We start from the raw sequence: 17445 nt of genomic DNA on the forward strand, positions 1-17445 counted from the left end.
ACGACGCCATCCACGAATCCGAATCCCCCGGGAGAGAGCCATGAACGAATTCACGATGTACCTGGAGCCGGTACGCGCCTTCCTGATCCAGATCGGCGCCTTCATCCCGCGCCTGCTGTTCGCCGCGGCCGTGGTGGTCGCCGGCTGGCTGATCGCCAAGGTGGTTCGCTTCGCGGTGGTGCGCATGCTGCGCGCCATCAACTTCCACGTGCTCACCGAGCGCGCCGGCATCGACAACTTCCTGCGCCAGGGCGGCATGCGCAGCGACACCACCGGCCTGTTCGGCGTGCTGGCCTACTGGTTCGTGATCCTGGCGGCGCTGCTGGTCGCCTTCAACGGACTCGGCCTCACCTACGTCACCGACCTGCTCGGGCGCGTCGTGTGGTTCGTGCCCAATCTCTTTGTCGCGCTGCTGATCCTGGCCTTCGGCGCCTATTTCGCGCGCTTCGTCGGCGATGCCGTGACCACCTACGGCCGCAATGCCAACATGCAGGACGGCTTCGTGCTGGGCAAGCTCGCGCAGTACGCGATCCTGGTGTTCGTGGTGCTGATCGCGCTCGACCAGGTCAAGGTCGGCGGCGACATCGTGCGCCTGAGCTTCCTGGTGATCCTGGCCGGCGTGGTGTTCGCGCTGGCGCTGGCCTTCGGGCTCGCGGGCAAGGACTGGGCGGCCGAGCGCATCGACCACTGGTGGCCGCGCAACCGGCCCGAGCCCGGGCTGCGCGCCGAGGCGACGCCGCCCGACACGGCCAGTCCTGCCGACCTGCCCGTGGTCACTCCCATCGTCCCGACCGCCGCCGTGCCCGGCGCACGGCGGCGCTCGATGTGGCCGACACGCGCCGGCGACCGCAGCGCCGACAACGAGCCGACCAGCCAGCGCCGATGAGAAATCACCCCGCACTGACGGCCGTCTGGCCGGGCCGTCCCTATCCGCTGGGCGCCACCTGGGACGGCCAGGGCGTGAACTTCGCGCTGTTCTCCAAGCACGCCGACAAGGTCGAGCTCTGCCTGTTCGACGACAAGGGCCGCCACGAGCGCCAGCGCATCACGCTGCGCGAGCGCACCAACGACGTCTGGCATTGCTACCTGCCCCAGGCGCGACCCGGCATGGCCTACGGCTACCGCGTGCACGGCCGCTACAAGCCGGAAGAAGGCCACCGTTTCAATCCGCACAAGCTGCTGGTCGACCCCTACGCCAAGGACCTGATCGGCGCGCTGCGCTGGAGCGATGCGGTCTATGGCTACACGGTCGGCAGCAAGCGGGAGGACCTTTCGTTCGATCGCCGCGACAGCGCGGCCTTCATGCCCAAGGGCCGCGTGCTCGAAACCGCCTTCACATGGGGCGACGACCGCCGCCCCGAGGTGCCGTGGCAGGACATGGTGATCTACGAGATGCACGTGCGCGGCTTCACCAGGACGCATCCCGACATTCCCGAGGATCTGCGCGGCACCTATGCGACGCTCGCCTGCGCGCCGGTGGTCGAATACCTCCAGCGCCTCGGCGTGACCACCGTCGAGCTGCTGCCCGTGCATGCCTTCCTCAACGATCGCCACCTGGCCGAGCAGGGCCTGCAGAACTACTGGGGCTACAACTCGCTGGCCTACTTCGCGCCCGAGATGCGCTATGCCGCCTCGGGCAAGGTCAAGGAATTCAAGACGATGGTCAAGACCCTGCACTCGGCAGGCATCGAAGTGATCCTCGACGTGGTCTACAACCACACCTGCGAAGGCAACCAGCTCGGCCCGACGCTGTCGATGCGCGGCGTCGACAACGCCTCCTACTACATCGTCAATGCCGACAACCGGCGCTACTACGACGACTTCACCGGCTGCGGCAACACCGTCAACCTCGAGCATCCGCGCGCGCTGCAACTGGTGATGGACTCGCTGCGCTACTGGGCCGACGAGATGCACGTCGACGGCTTCCGCTTCGACCTCGCCTCGGCGCTGGCGCGCGAGGCCGGCAAGGTCGAGAACCTCGGCGGCTTCTTCGATGCGATCCGGCAGGACCCGACGCTCAACCGCGTCAAGCTGATCGCCGAACCCTGGGACCTCGGCCACGGCGGCTACCAGGTCGGCAACTTCCCGCCCGGCTGGGCCGAATGGAACGACCGCTACCGCGACGGCATGCGCAGCTGGTGGAAGGGCGATGCCGGCATGGTCGGCGATGTCGCCGACCGCTTCGCGGGCTCGCAGGATCTCTACGGCTGGTCGGGCAAGGGGCCGCACGCCAGCATCAACTTCATCACCGCGCACGACGGCTTCACGCTGCACGACCTGGTTTCCTACAACGACAAGCACAACGAGGCCAACGGCGAGGAGAACCGCGACGGCAACAACAACAACCTGTCGTGGAACTGCGGCGCCGAGGGACCGAGCGACCGGCCCGAAGTCAACGCGCTGCGCGAACAGCAAAAGCGCAACTACCTCGCCACGCTGCTGCTGTCGCAGGGCGTGCCGATGCTGCTGGCGGGCGACGAGAGCGGCCACACGCAGAAGGGCAACAACAACGTCTACTGCCAGGACAACGAACTCGGCTGGCTCGACTGGACCTCGTCGCCCGAGCGCGAATCGCTGCGCGCCTTCGTGGCCCGGCTGATCCGGATCCGGCGGCGCCATCCCTCGTTCCGCCGGCGCAGCTTCTTTCGCGGCCAGCCGATCGGCGAAGGCCTGCCGAAGGACGTGGTCTGGCTCAAGCCCGGCGGCGAAGAGATGACACCGGCCGACTGGCAGGACGAGCACGTGCGCTGCCTCGGTGCGCTGATCTCCGGCCGCGGCATCACCGATATCGGCGCGCGCGGCGAGGCGCAGCGCGACGACGATTTCCTGCTGCTGCTCAACGCCTACCACGAGCCCCTGCCCTTCACGGTGCCGGCCTCCCAAGGCCATCGCTGGTGCCGGCTGCTCGACACCGCGCAGGAGGACATGCACGAGGCGCCGCTCGAAGACCCGGTCTATGCGCTGCGGGGCCGTTCGCTGGTGTTGTTGAGCCGCACGATCGCGAAGCCATGAAGCACGCGCACCGGATGCCCTTCGGCGCCGAGCTTCTCGACGGCGGCGGCGTCCGCTTCCGGCTGTGGGCACCCGCGACGGCGCAGGTCGCGCTCGAATGGGCGCGCAAAGGCGCATGGCGCACGGCGCCGATGGCGCGCGACGACGCAGGCTGGCACGAAGCCACGCTGGCCGAAGCCGCTGCCGGCGACCGCTACCGTTACCTGCTGCCCGATGGCTTGCACGTGCCCGACCCGGCCTCGCGCCGCAATCCCGAGGACGTGCACGGGCCGAGCGAGGTGATCGACCCGCGCGCGCATGCGTGGACCGACACGCACTGGACCGGCCGCCCCTGGCGCGAGGCCGTGGTCTCCGAGATCCACATCGGCACCTTCACGTCCGAAGGCAGCTTCGCGGCCGCGACGGCGCGTTTGCCCGAGCTCGCCGACGCCGGCATCACCGCCGTCGAGCTGATGCCGCTGGCCGACTTTCCGGGGTGGCGCAACTGGGGCTATGACGGCGTGCTGCCCTTCGCACCCGACGCCACCTACGGCACGCCCGAAGAACTCAAGGCCTTCGTCGAGGCCGCGCACGGCCTCGGCCTGATGCTGCTGATCGACGTCGTCTACAACCACTTCGGGCCGGAGGGCAGCTACCTGCATGCCTACTGCCCGCAGTTCTTCAACCCGGCGCACCAGACGCCGTGGGGCGCCGCGATCAACTTCGACGGTCCAGAGGCGCGCACGGTGCGCGATTTCTTCGTGCACAACGCGCTCTACTGGGTCGAGGAATATCGCTTCGACGGCCTGCGCATGGATGCCGTCCACGCGATCCGCGACGACTCGATGCCGCCGATCGTCGAGGAGATCTGCGCGGCCCTGCGCAACGGCCCGGGACGCGAGCGCCACATCCATGTGGTGCTGGAGAACGACCTCAACCAGGCGAGCCGCCTGCGGCGCGATGCAGAGGGCCGGCCGATCGCGGGCAGCGCGCAATGGAACGACGATCTGCACCACGCCGCCCACGTGCTGCTGACCGGCGAGCACGACGGCTACTACGCGGACTATGCAAAGGACCCGGCCGCGCAGTTCGCGCTGGCCTTGGCCGAGGGCTTCGTCTTCACCGGACAAGCCTCCGGGTTTCGCGGCGGCGAGACGCGCGGCGAACCTTCCAAAGACCTGCCGCCGCAAGCCTTCGTCTCCTTCCTGCAGACGCACGACCAGGTTGGCAACCGCGCTTTCGGCGAGCGCATCGATGCGCTCGCCGACGCGGCGCGCGTGCAGGCCGCGCGCGCCTGCGTGCTGCTGTCGCCGCACACGCCGATGCTGTTCATGGGCGAGGAGTTCGCGGCTTCGTCGCCCTTCCTGTATTTCTGCGACCTCGGTCCCGAGCTGGCGGCGGCCGTGGCGGCCGGACGCCGCGCCGAATTCGGCCGCTTCGCCGCTTTTGCCGACGAGGCCGCGCGCGCACGCATTCCCGATCCGAACAGCGACGAAGCCTTTGTTGCGTCCAAGCTGCGCTGGGATGAACGCGATGCGCCCGCGCACGCGCTGGCGCTGCGCCACACGCGCGAACTGCTCGCCGTGCGCCGTGTCGAACTCGTGCCGCGCCTGGGCCCTCGCTGCCGCGCCGATCGCCGGACCTGCGACGCCGACCTGCTGCATGTCGTCTGGCGGCTCGATGCCGGGGACGACGCGAAGACGTCGGCACGCTGGCACCTGATCGCGAACTTCGATCGCGCCGAACGCCGCATCGCCGAACTGCCGGGCCGCATCGTGTATGCGCTGCACGGCACGGCAGGCGACGGCTTCACGCTCGCACCCGGCGGTGTCTGCGCGCTGCTGGAGGAAGCCTTCGATGCATGACGCGAGCCCGGGCCTGACCGACGCCCTGCGGCGGCTCTGCGGCCGCCATGGCATCGCGACCGGCTACCACGACGTCTGGGGCAAGCTGCACGCAGTCGCGCCGGCCTCGCTGGTGGCGCTGCTGCGCGAAGCCGGCGTGGCACTGCCCGAGGAAGACACGGCCGATCCGCGCCGCGTGCACGAGGATGCCGACGCCGAGGCCGAGCGCGCCGTATGGCGCCGCGCCCTGCCCGCGGTCCATGCCTTCGAGGCCGGCGGCACATCCTTGGCGCTATCGGTGCGGCTGCCGGCCGATGTCGCGCAACTCGAATGGCATCTGGTCGAGGAAGGCGGTGCTATTCACAGCGGCACGGCGCAGACCGCGTCGCTGCAGGTCCACGAACGCGCCGAGCCGGACGGCGTGCCGCACGCGATGTACCGCCTCGGCATCGTGCTCGCGCTGCCCGCCGGCTACCACCGCCTGCGCCTTGCCGGCCAACCTGGCGAGACGCTGCTCGTGTGCGCGCCCGCGCGCTGCCACCAGCCGCCGGCGTTGGACAACGGCGGCCGCCTCTGGGGCATGACCGTGCAGCTCTACGGCCTGCGCTCGCGGCGCAACTGGGGCATGGGCGACTTCACCGACCTCGCGGCCTTCGCGGCGCGCGCCGCAAGCGAAGGCGCGGCCGTGATCGGGCTCAATCCGCTGCATGCGCTGTTCCCGCACGATCCGCAGCGCTGCAGTCCCTACAGCCCGTCGTCGCGCGCGCAGCTCAACGTGCTGTACCTCGATGTCGAGGCCATCCCCGATTTCCGCGACGATGCCGCGGCGCGCGAGTGCGTGCACTCGCCGGCCTTCCAGGCCCGCCTGGCCGCGCTGCGCGATGCGCCGCTGGTCGACCATGCGGGCGTGGCCGCGGCCAAGCAGGAAGTGCTCGAACTGCTGTACCGGCATTTCTGCGCGCGCCGCGCCGCGAAGGCCGACGACCCGGAGGTCCAGGCCTTCGATGCCTACCGCGCGCGCGAGGGCGACGCCCTGCACCGGCATGCGCTGTTCGAAGCGCTGCAGGCGCATTTCCACCGCGCGAACCCCGATGCCTGGGGTTGGCCCGCATGGCCCGAGGACCATCGCGATCCGGACGGTGCAGCGGTCGCGGCCTTCGCGCATTCGCAGGCCGAGCGCGTCGGCTTCTACGAGTACCTGCAATGGCAGGCCGCACGGCAGCTCGCCGCCGTGGACCGGCAGTGCCGCGACGCCGGCATGCCGCTCGGGCTCTACCTCGACCTCGCGGTCTCGGTCGATCGCGGCGGCTCCGACACCTGGCGCCATCGCGCCTGCTTCGCGCCGGGCGCGCGCGTCGGCGCGCCGCCGGACGAATTCAATCCGAACGGCCAGGACTGGGGCCTGCCGCCGCTGCGGCCCGATCGCCTGCGCGAGGACCACTACCGCATCTTCATCGAGGCCCTGCGCGCCAACATGCGCAGCGCGGGTGCGGTGCGCATCGACCATGTGATGGCGCTGATGCGGCTGTTCTGGATCCCGGCCGGCGGCACGGCGCACGATGGCGCCTACGTGCACTACCCGGTCGACGAGCTGCTCGCCATCGTCGCGCTGGAGAGCCAGCGCCAGCGCTGCATGGTGATCGGCGAGGACCTCGGCACCGTGCCCGACAGCCTGCGCACCGCGCTCGATGCGCGCGGCGTGCTGTCGTACCGATTGCTGTATTTCGAGCAGCGCGACGGCGGCTTTCGCCCACCCTCGAACTATCCGCGCCGCGCGGTGGTCGCGGTCAGCACGCACGACCTCGCGACGCTGGCGGGCTGGTGGTCGGTGCACGACCTGCGCACGCGGCTCGAACTCGGTCTCTATCCGGGCGTGCCGGTGTTCGAGCAGCAGGTGCGCGACCGCGCACGCGAACGCGTGCAGCTGCTGCTCGCGGTGCAGCAGGCGACCGGGCAGCCCTCGTCGCCGATGCTCGCGACCGATGTCGGCCGCGACACGCTCGATCCAGAAAGCGTGGAAGCCGTGCATGCCTTCCTGGCCGAGACGCCGTCCAGCCTGATGGTGGTGCAGTTGGAGGACGCGCTCGGCGAACGCGAGCAGGCCAACATGCCCGGCACCACCGGCGAGCATCCCAACTGGCGCCGCAAGTACGCGCTGCCGGCGGAAGAACTCTGGAGCGCGCCGCTCATGCAGCGCCTGTGCCGCCGGCTCGCGCGCAGCCGGCCGCCGGCGAAGGAACTCGGCGAGCACTTCCCGCGCCGCCACGCGACGCGCGTGCCCGACGCGACCTACCGCCTGCAGTTCCACAGCGGCTTCACTTTCGACGATGCGGTGCGCATCCTGCCCTACCTCGCGCGGCTCGGCATCAGCCATGTGTACTGCTCGCCGATCCAGCGCGCGATGCCGGGCAGCATGCACGGCTACGACGTGGTGGCGCACGACGAGATCAATCCCGAGCTCGGCGGCATGCCGGCCTTCGAGCGCTTCACCGCCGCGCTCAAGCAGCAGGGCATGGGCCAGCTGCTCGACCTCGTGCCCAACCACATGGGCATCACGGGTGCCGACAACGCCTGGTGGATGGACGTGCTCGAGAACGGCACGGCCTCGCTCTATGCCCGGCACTTCGACATCGATTGGCAGCCGCTCGATCCGCGCCTCGCCGGCAAGGTGCTGCTGCCGGTGCTCGGCGAATCCTATGGTGCGATCCTGGAACGCGGCGAGCTGCAACTGCAGTGGCATGGCGACAGCGGCGCGTTCGCGATCCACTACCACGCGCACCGCTTCCCGCTCGCACCGCAGAGCTTCGCGCCGGTGCTCGACCGCGCGGGCCTGCACCTGGGCGAGCCCGAGGCCGCCGCGGCGCTCGCGAGCATCGCGACCGCGCTGCGCAACCTGCCGGCCGGGCGCGGACTCACGCCGCAGGCAATGGCCGAGCGTGCGCGCGACAAGGAATGGCTCAAGGCGCGGCTCGCGGCACTGGCCGCGGCGCGGCGGCCGGTCGCGCAGGCGATCGCCTTCGCGGTCGACGAATACCGCCGGCCCGACCAGCGCGAGGCGCTGCATCAGCTGCTCGAAGCGCAGGCCTATCGGCTCGCGTGGTGGCAGGTGGCCGCCGATGAGATCAACTACCGGCGCTTCTTCGACATCAATGGCCTGGCCGCGCTGCGCATCGAGCGCGCGCAAGTGTTCGAGGCCACCCATGCGCTGGCGCTCGACATGGCCGCGCGCGGCTGGGTCGATGGCCTGCGCATCGACCATCCCGATGGGCTGCACGATCCGGCGCAGTACTTCGAACGCCTGCAGGATGGCTTCGCGCGCCGCGCCGGCACCGGCCTGCGCGTGCCCGATGCGCAGGGCCGTCCGGCGCGCCCGCTCTATGTGGTGGCCGAGAAGATCGCCGCCTCGCACGAGGACGTGCCGGAATCATGGGCCGTGCATGGCACCACCGGCTACCGCTTCGCGAACGTGGCCAATGCGGTGCTGGTGGACGAGCGCTCGGCCGAGCGCCTGCGGCGCATCTGGCGCGGCTTCACCGGCGTGAACGAAAGCTTCGACGAGGTGGTGTGGAAGGCGCGCCGCGACGTCGCGCGCGGCGCGCTGGCGGCCGACCTCGAACTGCTCGCGCATGCGCTGCTGCGCATCGCCAAGGACAACCGCCACACGCGCGACCACACGCTCAACACGCTGCGCGCCGTGCTCGCGGCCGTGGTGGCGAGCATGGCGGTCTACCGCACCTACAACACCACCGATGCGCCGGACCCGCAGGACGTGCACTACGTCGAACTCGCCGTGCGCGAGGCCGGGCGGCGCCTGCAGCTGCCCGACGCGACGGTGTTCGCCTTCGTGCGCGATGCGCTGCTGGGCCGCGCGCCCGAAGACAGCGACGACGGCGCACGCCGGCGCGTGCTGCGCTTCGCGAGCCGCTTCCAGCAGTTCAGCGCGCCGGTCGCGGCCAAGGGCGTGGAGGACACCGCGTTCTACCGCTACTTCCCGCTGGCCGCGGCCAACGAAGTCGGCGGCGAGCCCGACCGGCTCGGCATGTCGGTCGCCGCCTTCCATGAAGCCGGCGCCGACCGGCAGCGGCGCTGGCCGCACACCATGCTGGCCACCTCGACGCACGACAACAAGCGCGCGGAAGACGTGCGGCTGCGCATCGACGTGCTGTCCGAAATGCCGGCGCGCTGGCGCCTGGGCCTCAGGCGCTGGCAGGCGATGAATGCATCGCTGCGCGCCGCGCCGCAGGCGCCCTCGGCCGCGCACGAATACCTTTTCTACCAGACGCTGCTCGGCACGCTGGAGCCCCGAACCGATGCCGCCGCGCATGCGGCCTACGTCGAGCGCATCGTGCTCTACATGCGCAAGGCCGCGCGCGAGGGCAAGACCGGCACCAGCTGGACGCAGCCCGATGCCGAGTACGAACAGGCGCTCGAAAGCTTCGTGCGCGCCGCGCTGACGCTGCGCGAGGACAACCGCTTCCTGGCCGACCTGCGCACGCTGGCGGTCGCGCTCAACTGGTACGGCGCGCTCAACGGCCTGAGCCTGATGCTGATCAAGTACGGCTCGCCCGGCGTGCCCGATCTCTACCAGGGCTGCGAGCTGATCGACCACAGCCTGGTGGATCCGGACAACCGCCGTCCGGTCGACTACGAGGCCCGTTCGGCGCGGCTGGCGGCCTTCGAGGCGCTGCCCTCCGGCCGCGAAGCGCACGCGCCGGCGCTCGCGCGCATGGCCTCGGCGCCGGAAAGCGGCGAGGCCAAGCTGTGGTTCATCTGGCGGCTGCTCGGCCTGCGGCGCGAGCTGCCGCGCCTCTTCCGGCTCGGCAGCTACGAGCCGCTCGAAGTGCGCGGCGCGCGTGCGGCCCACGTGGTGGCCTTCCTGCGCCGCCACGAGGGGCGCACGCTGATCGTGCTCGCCGCGCGCCTGCACGCGACCATGGACCGCGAAGACCACGGCGATGCCGAAGGCGGCGAGCCCGCGCGGCGGCTGCGGCTCGGCGCGGCGGGCTGGGGCGACACGCGGGTGCTGCTGCCGGCCTGGGCCGAAGGCCGCTGCTTCGAGGACCGCCTGAGCGGCGCGCGCCATACCGTGCGCCTCGATGGGCTGGCGCTGGCGCAGGTGTTCCAGATCTTCCCCGGCGCGGCGCTGATCGACGTGCCCGCCGACGCATAGGCGCTCTGCGCGCTGCGCTTGCGTTTCAGCGCCGGGGGAAACGCCGCAGCATGCTCTGCCCCAGCGAGGTGATGGCCGTGACGGTCGCCGGCGGCTGCGTGTAGCCGTCCAGCGTGCGCACCGGTCCGGGGATGGTCGCCTTCACGTGGCCGGCCAGGGCCAGCACGCGCACGGCGTCGATGTCGGCACCGCGGGAGACGGCGATCGGCAGCTGCTGCTCTGCCAGGCGATGAAGAAAGCTGATGGTCACGGCGCCGAGTATGCCGTGCCGCCGGCGAGGATTCAGCCCGGATCCGCACGCGGGCGCTCTGTCGGCCCCAGCACGCCCGAAAGACCGGCCGCGGCATCCTTCAGCAGCGTCGACCACTTGCCGCCGTGGGCCAGCAGGCGCGCCGTCGGCGCGGCGATGACCAGGCTCATGCGGATGCGCCCTTCCTGATCGAACACCGGGGCGGCCAGTGCGCCGCCGCCTTCCAGCATCTCGTCGGCCGAGCGCGCGAAGCCGTTGGCGCGCACCTCGGCCAGCTCCGCGCGCAGCGCGCGCTTGCTCGTCAGCGTCCGGTCGGTGAAGCGCGAGAGCCTGACCGACTGCAGGTAGGTCGCTAGCGTTTCATCGCCGGCGAAGGCGAGCAGCACCTTGCCCATCGCCGTGCAGTACAGCGGCCGGCCGATGTTCAGGTCCGGCGTGAAGCGCACCGCCTGCGGGCTCGGCAGCCGGTCGATGTAGATGCCGGAGAGCCGGTCGGGGGCAAACTGCCCGATCAAGACCGTCTCGCGGGTCTGCTGCAAAAGCTCGTGCAGCACCTGCTGCGAGGAATGCGCGAAGCCGTTGGTGGCATCGATCATCGCGGCCAGCCGGTAGCTGCCGACGCCGAGCTGGAAGCCGGCCGGCACGCGCTGTACATAGCGCGCGGCCTCGAGCGCGCGCATCAGATGCAGCAGGCTGGTCTTGGGCAGCGCCAGCGCGGCGCTCAGCGCCGCCAGCGACAGGCCGTCCCTGGACTGGGCCAGCGCCTCCACCACCTGCATGGCGCGCGCGGGTGCGCGAGGCGGTGTCCGGACTTCGACGGCGGCGGTGCCGCGATCGATGCGATGCACGACGGTGGATGTTCTCATTTGCGAATGATAGGTTCAAATGAGACTTCCTCCTAGACTTTGCGCCACTTCAAGATCCAAGACACCCGATGAGCGCACTCAACGAAGAGACCGTCCTGAGCGTGAGGCACTGGACCGATCGCCTGTTCACCTTCACCACCACACGCGAGTCTTCGCTGCGCTTTTGCAACGGCCACTTCACCATGATCGGCCTGAGGGTCGGCGACAAGCCGCTGCTGCGCGCCTACAGCATCGCCAGCGCCAACTACGAGGACCACCTCGAGTTCCTGAGCATCAAGGTGCCCGGCGGTCCGCTCACCTCGCGCCTGCAGCATCTGCAGCCGGGCGATTCGGTGATCGTCGGCCGCAAGCCGACCGGCACGCTGGTCACCGACTATCTGCTGCCGGGCCGGCGGCTCTTCCTGTTCGCCACCGGCACCGGGCTCGCGCCCTTCATGAGCATCGTGCGCGACCCCGACACCTACGAGCGCTACGAGCAGGTGGTGCTGATCCACGGCGTGCGCACCGCCAACGAGCTGGCCTACCACGACCTGCTGGCCGAGCATCTGCCGCGCGACGACGTGCTGGGCGACCTGGTGGCGGGCCGGCTGCACTACTACCCGACGGTGACGCGCGAGCCCTTCCGCAACACGGGCCGCATCACCACGCTGCTCGAAAGCGGGAAGCTGCTGCAGGATCTGGCACTCCCGCCGCTCGATGCCGCATCCGACCGCATCATGATCTGCGGCAGTCCCGGCATGCTGCGCGACCTGCGGCACATCCTGGAACAGCGCGGCTTCGAGGAAGGCAACACCTCGATCCCCGGCCACTTCGTGGTCGAGCGCGCCTTCGCCGAGCAGTGAGGCGCGAGGAGTCCGCCATGGCCACCCACATCACGCCCAGCATGTGCCGCAACTGCCTTGCGTATTGCCCGATCCTCGTCACGGTCGAAGACGGCCGCGCGATCAAGGCGACCGGCGATCCGGAGGCACCGGCCTTCGACGGCTATACCTGCCCCAAGGGCCGCGCCCTGCCGGCGCAGCACAACGATCCGCAGCGGCTGCTCCAGTGCCTGAAGCGCGGCGATGGCGATGCCTTCGACGTCGTCGATTCGGCCGCGGCCATGGACCAGGTCGCGGCCACGGTGCGGCGCATCCTGGCCGCCCACGGCCCGCGCTCGATCGCGATGTACAGCGGCACCGGTCCGGTCTCGCATCCGGCCGGCGCGCCGATCGCGCGCGCCTTCTTCCGCGCGATCCAGTCGCGCATGACCTTCTCCGCCGCGAGCATCGACAAGCCGGCCGAATACACCTCGGTCGCGATGCACGGCAACTGGCATGCGGGGCTCCAGACCTTCGAGACCTCCGACACCTGGATGATCGTGGGCGCCAACCCGGTCATCGCCAAGTCGAACGGCGCACCGCTGAACAACCCGGGCGTGCGCCTGAAACAGGCGACCGGGCGCGGCATGAAGATGATCGTCATCGATCCGCGCCGCACCGAGACCGCGAAACGCGCGCACGTGCACCTGCAGCCGCGGCCCGGCCAGGATCCGGTGCTGCTGGCCGGGATCATCCACATCCTCATCGACGAGGGGCTGTACGACGCCGGGTTCGTGCGCGCCAATGCCGACGGCTTCGAGGCGCTGAAGGCGAGCGTCGCCGGCTACACGCCGGCCTTCATCGCGCAGCGCGCGGATGTGCCGCAGGACCAGTTGCTGGAAGCCGCGCGCACCTTCGGCCGCGGCCGGCGCGGCGGCGTGGTGTGTTCGACCGGGCCGAGCTTTTCGACCCACAGCAACCTCAGCTACTACCTCGCGCTGTGCCTCAACACCCTGTGCGGCCGCTGGGCGCGCGAAGGCGAGCCGGCGCCCTTCCCCAACGTGCTGCTGCCGGCCTTCACGCCGCGCGCACAGCCCTATGCGCCCTACCCGGTCGCGAGCGATCGGCCGATGCGCGTGCATGGCCTCATGGAGAACGCGAGCGGCGTGCCGACCGCCGCGCTGGCCGACGAAATCCTGCTCGACGGCGAAGGCCAGGTGAAGGTGCTGTTCTGCCTCGGCGGCAACCCGGTGCTGTCCTGGCCCGATCAGGCGAAGACGGAAGCCGCGCTGCGCAAGCTGGAACTGCTGGTCGTGTTCGACTACAAGATGACCGCGACCGCGCAGTTCGCGCACTACGTGATCCCGCCGCCGCTGTCGCTCGAAGTGCCCGGCACGTCGCAGAAGGTCGAGTCGCTCAAGTACAGCGGCGTCTCGCGCGGCTATGCCATCCCGTGGGCGCAGTACACGCCGGCGGTGGTGCCGGTGCCGCCGGGCTCGGACCTGATCGACGACGGCGCCTTCATCTTCGGCCTGGCGCAGCGAATGGGCCTGCAGCTCGATTGGGTCAATGCGCGCGGCCAGGGCCCGAACACCGAGGGCCCGGCACGCACGATGCCGCTCGACATGTCGCGCACGCCGGACAACGACGAACTGATCGCGCTCGCCTGCACGGACTCGCGCATCGCGCTGGAGGAGGTCAAGGCGCATCCGCACGGCCATGTCTACGACATCGACGTGCGCGTGCAGCCGCGCGAGCCCGGCCACACGGCCATGCTGCAGCTCGGCAATCCGATGATGATGGACGAGCTGGCCGCATTGCAGGCCGACGGCGCCGAACCCGCGGCCGACCCGGCGTTGCCCTTTCAGCTCGTGTGCCGGCGCGCCAACAACACCATGAACTCGGTCGGCCAGACGCTGCCCGCGCTCGGCGGCGGCAAGGTGCATGCACCGGCCTGCATGCACTCGCGCGACCTCGCGGCGCTGGGACTGAAGGACGGCGACCTGGTCACGGTGCGCTCGCGCTGCGGCCACATGCTGGCGCGCATCGAAGCGGACGACAACCTGCGCCAGGGCGTGGTCTCGGTGGTGCATGGCTTCGGCGCACCGATCTCCATCGGCACGGCGGACCCCGAGCGCAGCCTCGGCTCGGTCACGCGGCTGCTCGACATGGACGAGCGCGACCCGATCAGCGGCATTCCGCGCATGAGCGCGGTGCCGGTGTCGGTGCAGGCGGCGGCGCCCGCCGCGTGAGACCGCACGAGAGAGCCTCTTCGGAGCTGTCCAATCTCATATGAGAATATTGTGCCCTTTTGAGAACGATACCTAGAATCGTCGTCACGGTGGCGCCCCGGCCATCGACAGGAAAGATCCTCATGCACAAGCTCAGCCGCGTTCTCGCGGGCGCGATGGCGGCACTGGCACTGGCCGGTGGCGCCTGCGCCCAGACCGCATGGCCTTCACGGCCGATCCGCATCGTTGTTCCCTTCGGCGCCGGCTCCGGCCTCGACGTCATGGCCCGCGGCTTCGCGCAGCGGCTCGGCGAGCAGGCGAAGGTGGCCGTCGTCGTCGAGAACAAGGAAGGCGCGGGCGGCACGATCGGCGCCGTCGCCGCGATGCGCGCGCCGGCCGACGGCTACACGCTCCTGTTCACCGCCAACGGCCCCTTCGCCGTTGCGCCCTACATGCAGGAAGCCGCGACCTACGACCCGGCCAGCGACTTCACGCCGATCGCCAAGGTGGCGCTCATCCCGATGGTGCTGATCACCGGCAAGAACAGCCGCTTCCAGCGCTTCGAGGATGTGGTGACCGAGGCCAGGGCCCATCCCGGCAAGCTCGACTACGCCTCGTCGGGCGTCGGCACGCCGAGCAACATGAACGTGGAGGTCATCAAGCGCAAGCTGGGCCTGGACATCGTCGCCGTGCCGTACAAGAACACCGGCCAGGCGATGACGGACCTGATCAGCGGGCAGACCGCGCTCTACATGCCGTCCTTTCCCGCGGCCCTGACGCAGCTGAAGGCGGGCCAGGCGAGAGGCCTGGCGATCGGCTCGGCCAGGCGCTCCAGGCTGATGCCCGACATCCCGACCGTGGCCGAAGTGGTCAAGGAGCCGGGCCTGGAAGCCAGCGTCTGGTACGGCTTCCTCGCACCGAAGGACCTGCCGCCCGAACTCGCCGAGCGCATCCATGCCGAGATCGCCAAGGCTGCCGCATCGCCGCAGATCGTGGCCTTGACGGCGACGCTCGGCGCCGAGCCGGTGCTCGTCGGGCCGCGCGAGTTCCGCGAGCAGGTGCGCCATGACGCCGAGGAATCGCGCAAGCTGCTGCAGGCGCTCGGCGTGAAGCGCGAGCGATAGACCGCAACCTCCAAGACAACCAGGAAGACCGATGGAACTCAAGGTGACGACCTATGGCGTCGATGACGACGGCGTGGCCACGGTGCGCTTCAACCGCCCGGGCCGCGGCAACTCATGGACCTCGCGCATGAACCAGGAATACCGCTGGATCATGAGCGAGGCCGACCGCGATCCGGCCGTGAAAGTGGTGCTGCTGACCGGCGCGGGCAAGCAGTTCTGCGTCGGCGCCGACTTCAAGGCGCTCGACTACTACGCCGAGTGCGACAAGGACTACGTGGCCACCGTGCGGCCCGATCAGTACGCGCAGCCGGGCCACGGCGTGCGCCAGGAATACGACCACGAGCTGGTCTGGCACTGGGGCCTGAAGAAGCCCGTCATCGCGGCGATCAACGGCGCCTGCGCCGGCATCGCCGTGGCCATCGCGGGCTTCTGCGATCTGCGCTACGGCGTCGCCGGCGCCAAGCTCACGACGGCCGCCGCGCGCCTGGGCCTGCCGGCCGAATACGGCCTGGCCTGGCTGCTGCCGCGGCTCATGGGCGTGACGCATGCGGCCGACGTGCTGATCACGGGCCGCATCTTCAGCGCCGAGGAAGCGAAGGACATGGGCTTCCTCAACGCGGTGTTCGCGCCCGACGAATTCGAGGGCCGCGTCGCCGAAATCGCACGCTCCATCGCGCGCACCGTCTCGCCGCAAGCGGCGCTGACGACCAAGCGCCAGCTCTATGCGGAACTGATGGAACGCGATGTCGGCGCCTGCGTCGAGGACTCCAAGCGCCTGATCGCCGAGCTGATGCGCGGCGACGACTACAAGGAAGGCGTCGCCGCACTGCAGGAACGACGTCCTGCACGCTTCAAGGGCCTGCAATGAGCGCCGCCCGGCCGCCCGAAGGCGCTCGCACCGCAGCCCGCAGGGCGGAGGTTCTCCTATGACCGGCGTCCTCGACGGCATCCGGGTGCTCGACCTGACGCAGATGGTCGCAGGGCCGCTGTGCACCATGCTGCTGGGCGATCTCGGCGCGGAAGTGATCAAGGTCGAGCCGCCCACCGGCGACACCAGCCGCGACATCGGCGTCAACCGGCCGGGCGGCGAGAGCGACTATTTCCTGAGCCTGAACCGCAACAAGCGCAGCATCGTGCTCGACCTCAAGGCGGCCAACGGCATCGCCATGCTCAAGGCGCTGGCGTTGCAATGCGACATCGTGGTGGAGAACTTCCGGCCCGGCACGCTGGACAAGCTCGGCATCGGCTACGAGACATTGCGCGAAGGCCATCGCGGCCTGATCTACTGCGCCCTGTCCGGCTTCGGGCAGGACGGCCCGTACCGCGACAGGCCGGCGCTCGACCCCGTCATCCAGGCCATGTCGGGACTCATGCAGCTCAACGGCACGGCGTCCAGCGGGCCGCTGAAGACCGGCGTTCTCATCTCGGATTTCGTGCCGCCGCTGTTCGGGACCATCGGCATTCTCTCCGCGCTGTACACGCGCAAGACCAGCGGCGAGGGGCAGCGCGTCGATGTCTCGATGCTCGATGCGACCGTGTTCTCGATGGTGCCGCGCGAAGGCTACTACTTCTCCACCGGCAGGACGCCCGAGCGGCTGGGCAATGCCCACTACCAGATCGCGCCGTGGAACACCTACGAGACGAGCGACCATCGCCATGTCATGGTGGTCGCCCACACGGCCAAGTACTGGAAGGCGCTGCTGGCCGCGACGGGCCGCGATGCCTTGGGCGATGACCCGCGCTTCCGGACCAACGCAGACCGGTTGCAGAACCGCACGCTGCTCGATGCCGAACTCGCGGCTGCCTTCGCCACCGGCACGCTGGCCGCGTGGACCGAACGCCTCGGCGCATCGGACGCGCTGTTCTCGCCGGTGCGCGATTTCGAGGAGGTCTTCGCCGACCCGGCGGTGCGCGATGCGATGGTGCAGACCGTCACCCATCCCACCGCAGGCGAGGTGCCGATCCTGCGCAATCCCATTCGCCTGTCGGCCAACCCCAGCACCATCCGCCGCGCGCCGCCGCTGCTCGGACAGCACACCGACGAAGTGCTGCGCGAACTCGACCTGCCGCGCGTCTGACGTTGCCTCGCCGCGGCGTGCGCGATTGACTTCCTTCAATGGGTCACCCATAATTCCGCCATGGCGTCGCGCATGGATCGCGGCCCTTGAT

Annotated in this window: 11 protein-coding genes; 9 read left to right on the forward strand and 2 right to left on the reverse strand. The window is 70.0% G+C overall.

From position 1 onward, the window contains the following. Positions 1–40 precede the first annotated feature (40 nt). From WDLP6_RS15265 to WDLP6_RS15280, 4 genes are read left to right on the forward strand one after another with little or no spacing between them, the layout of a single operon-like run. Positions 41–886, forward strand: a complete 846-nt coding sequence (locus WDLP6_RS15265) for a mechanosensitive ion channel family protein (RefSeq protein ID WP_162593014.1) — start codon at positions 41–43, stop codon at positions 884–886. Further along, positions 883–3012, forward strand: a complete 2130-nt coding sequence (gene glgX / locus WDLP6_RS15270; protein ID WP_162593015.1) for a glycogen debranching protein GlgX — start codon at positions 883–885, stop codon at positions 3010–3012. Before WDLP6_RS15265 ends, glgX begins: the two co-directional genes overlap by 4 nt. Next, positions 3009–4856, forward strand: a complete 1848-nt coding sequence (gene treZ, locus WDLP6_RS15275) for a malto-oligosyltrehalose trehalohydrolase (RefSeq protein ID WP_162593016.1) — start codon at positions 3009–3011, stop codon at positions 4854–4856. The genes glgX and treZ overlap by 4 nt, the downstream gene beginning before the upstream one ends. Then, entirely contained in the window at positions 4849–10005 is a 5157-nt protein-coding gene (locus tag WDLP6_RS15280) for a malto-oligosyltrehalose synthase (protein WP_162593017.1), read from the forward strand. The genes treZ and WDLP6_RS15280 overlap by 8 nt, the downstream gene beginning before the upstream one ends. Before the next feature lie 25 nt (positions 10006–10030). On the opposite strand, the gene WDLP6_RS15285 is transcribed toward WDLP6_RS15280, so the two are convergent. Both WDLP6_RS15285 and WDLP6_RS15290 read right to left on the reverse strand, forming a co-directional pair. Then, positions 10031–10255: a hypothetical protein gene (locus WDLP6_RS15285; RefSeq protein WP_162593018.1), complete on the reverse strand. Its 225-nt coding sequence runs from the start codon at positions 10253–10255 to the stop codon at positions 10031–10033. A gap of 32 nt (positions 10256–10287) precedes the next feature. Continuing rightward, the gene (locus WDLP6_RS15290; protein ID WP_162593019.1) at positions 10288–11121 is read right to left on the reverse strand and encodes an IclR family transcriptional regulator; all 834 of its coding nucleotides are present in this window, start codon (positions 11119–11121) and stop codon (positions 10288–10290) included. A gap of 68 nt (positions 11122–11189) precedes the next feature. On the opposite strand from WDLP6_RS15290, the gene WDLP6_RS15295 reads away from it, so the two are divergent. From WDLP6_RS15295 to WDLP6_RS15315, 5 genes are all read left to right on the forward strand, one after another. Beyond that, positions 11190–11963: a ferredoxin--NADP reductase gene (locus WDLP6_RS15295; RefSeq protein ID WP_162593020.1), complete on the forward strand. Its 774-nt coding sequence runs from the start codon at positions 11190–11192 to the stop codon at positions 11961–11963. A 17-nt stretch (positions 11964–11980) separates the two neighbouring features. After that, positions 11981–14173 (forward strand): molybdopterin-containing oxidoreductase family protein, encoded by a 2193-nt coding sequence (locus WDLP6_RS15300; protein WP_162593021.1) that lies wholly within the window; start codon positions 11981–11983, stop codon positions 14171–14173. Between the two features lie 122 nt (positions 14174–14295). After that, complete coding sequence (locus WDLP6_RS15305; RefSeq protein WP_162593022.1) at positions 14296–15276, forward strand: Bug family tripartite tricarboxylate transporter substrate binding protein; 981 nt, start codon at positions 14296–14298, stop codon at positions 15274–15276. A gap of 31 nt (positions 15277–15307) precedes the next feature. Beyond that, on the forward strand, positions 15308–16144 hold the full coding sequence (locus WDLP6_RS15310; protein ID WP_162593023.1) for an enoyl-CoA hydratase-related protein: 837 nt from the start codon (positions 15308–15310) through the stop codon (positions 16142–16144). Between the two features lie 58 nt (positions 16145–16202). Next, positions 16203–17354, forward strand: a complete 1152-nt coding sequence (locus WDLP6_RS15315) for a CaiB/BaiF CoA transferase family protein (RefSeq protein WP_162593024.1) — start codon at positions 16203–16205, stop codon at positions 17352–17354. Positions 17355–17445: the final 91 nt, after the last annotated feature.

It is taken from the genome of Variovorax sp. PBL-E5 (assembly GCF_901827185.1).
Taxonomy (GTDB): Bacteria; Pseudomonadota; Gammaproteobacteria; order Burkholderiales; family Burkholderiaceae_C; genus Variovorax.

Coding starts and splice junctions, on each gene's coding strand:
- WDLP6_RS15280 (WP_162593017.1), top strand. CDS start 4,849: ATGCATGACGCGAGCCCGGGCCTGACCGACGCCCTGCGGCGGCTCTGC.
- WDLP6_RS15310 (WP_162593023.1), top strand. CDS start 15,308: ATGGAACTCAAGGTGACGACCTATGGCGTCGATGACGACGGCGTGGCC.
- treZ (WP_162593016.1), top strand. CDS start 3,009: ATGAAGCACGCGCACCGGATGCCCTTCGGCGCCGAGCTTCTCGACGGC.
- WDLP6_RS15300 (WP_162593021.1), top strand. CDS start 11,981: ATGGCCACCCACATCACGCCCAGCATGTGCCGCAACTGCCTTGCGTAT.
- WDLP6_RS15295 (WP_162593020.1), top strand. CDS start 11,190: ATGAGCGCACTCAACGAAGAGACCGTCCTGAGCGTGAGGCACTGGACC.
- WDLP6_RS15290 (WP_162593019.1), bottom strand. CDS start 11,121: ATGAGAACATCCACCGTCGTGCATCGCATCGATCGCGGCACCGCCGCC.
- WDLP6_RS15315 (WP_162593024.1), top strand. CDS start 16,203: ATGACCGGCGTCCTCGACGGCATCCGGGTGCTCGACCTGACGCAGATG.
- glgX (WP_162593015.1), top strand. CDS start 883: ATGAGAAATCACCCCGCACTGACGGCCGTCTGGCCGGGCCGTCCCTAT.
- WDLP6_RS15305 (WP_162593022.1), top strand. CDS start 14,296: ATGCACAAGCTCAGCCGCGTTCTCGCGGGCGCGATGGCGGCACTGGCA.
- WDLP6_RS15265 (WP_162593014.1), top strand. CDS start 41: ATGAACGAATTCACGATGTACCTGGAGCCGGTACGCGCCTTCCTGATC.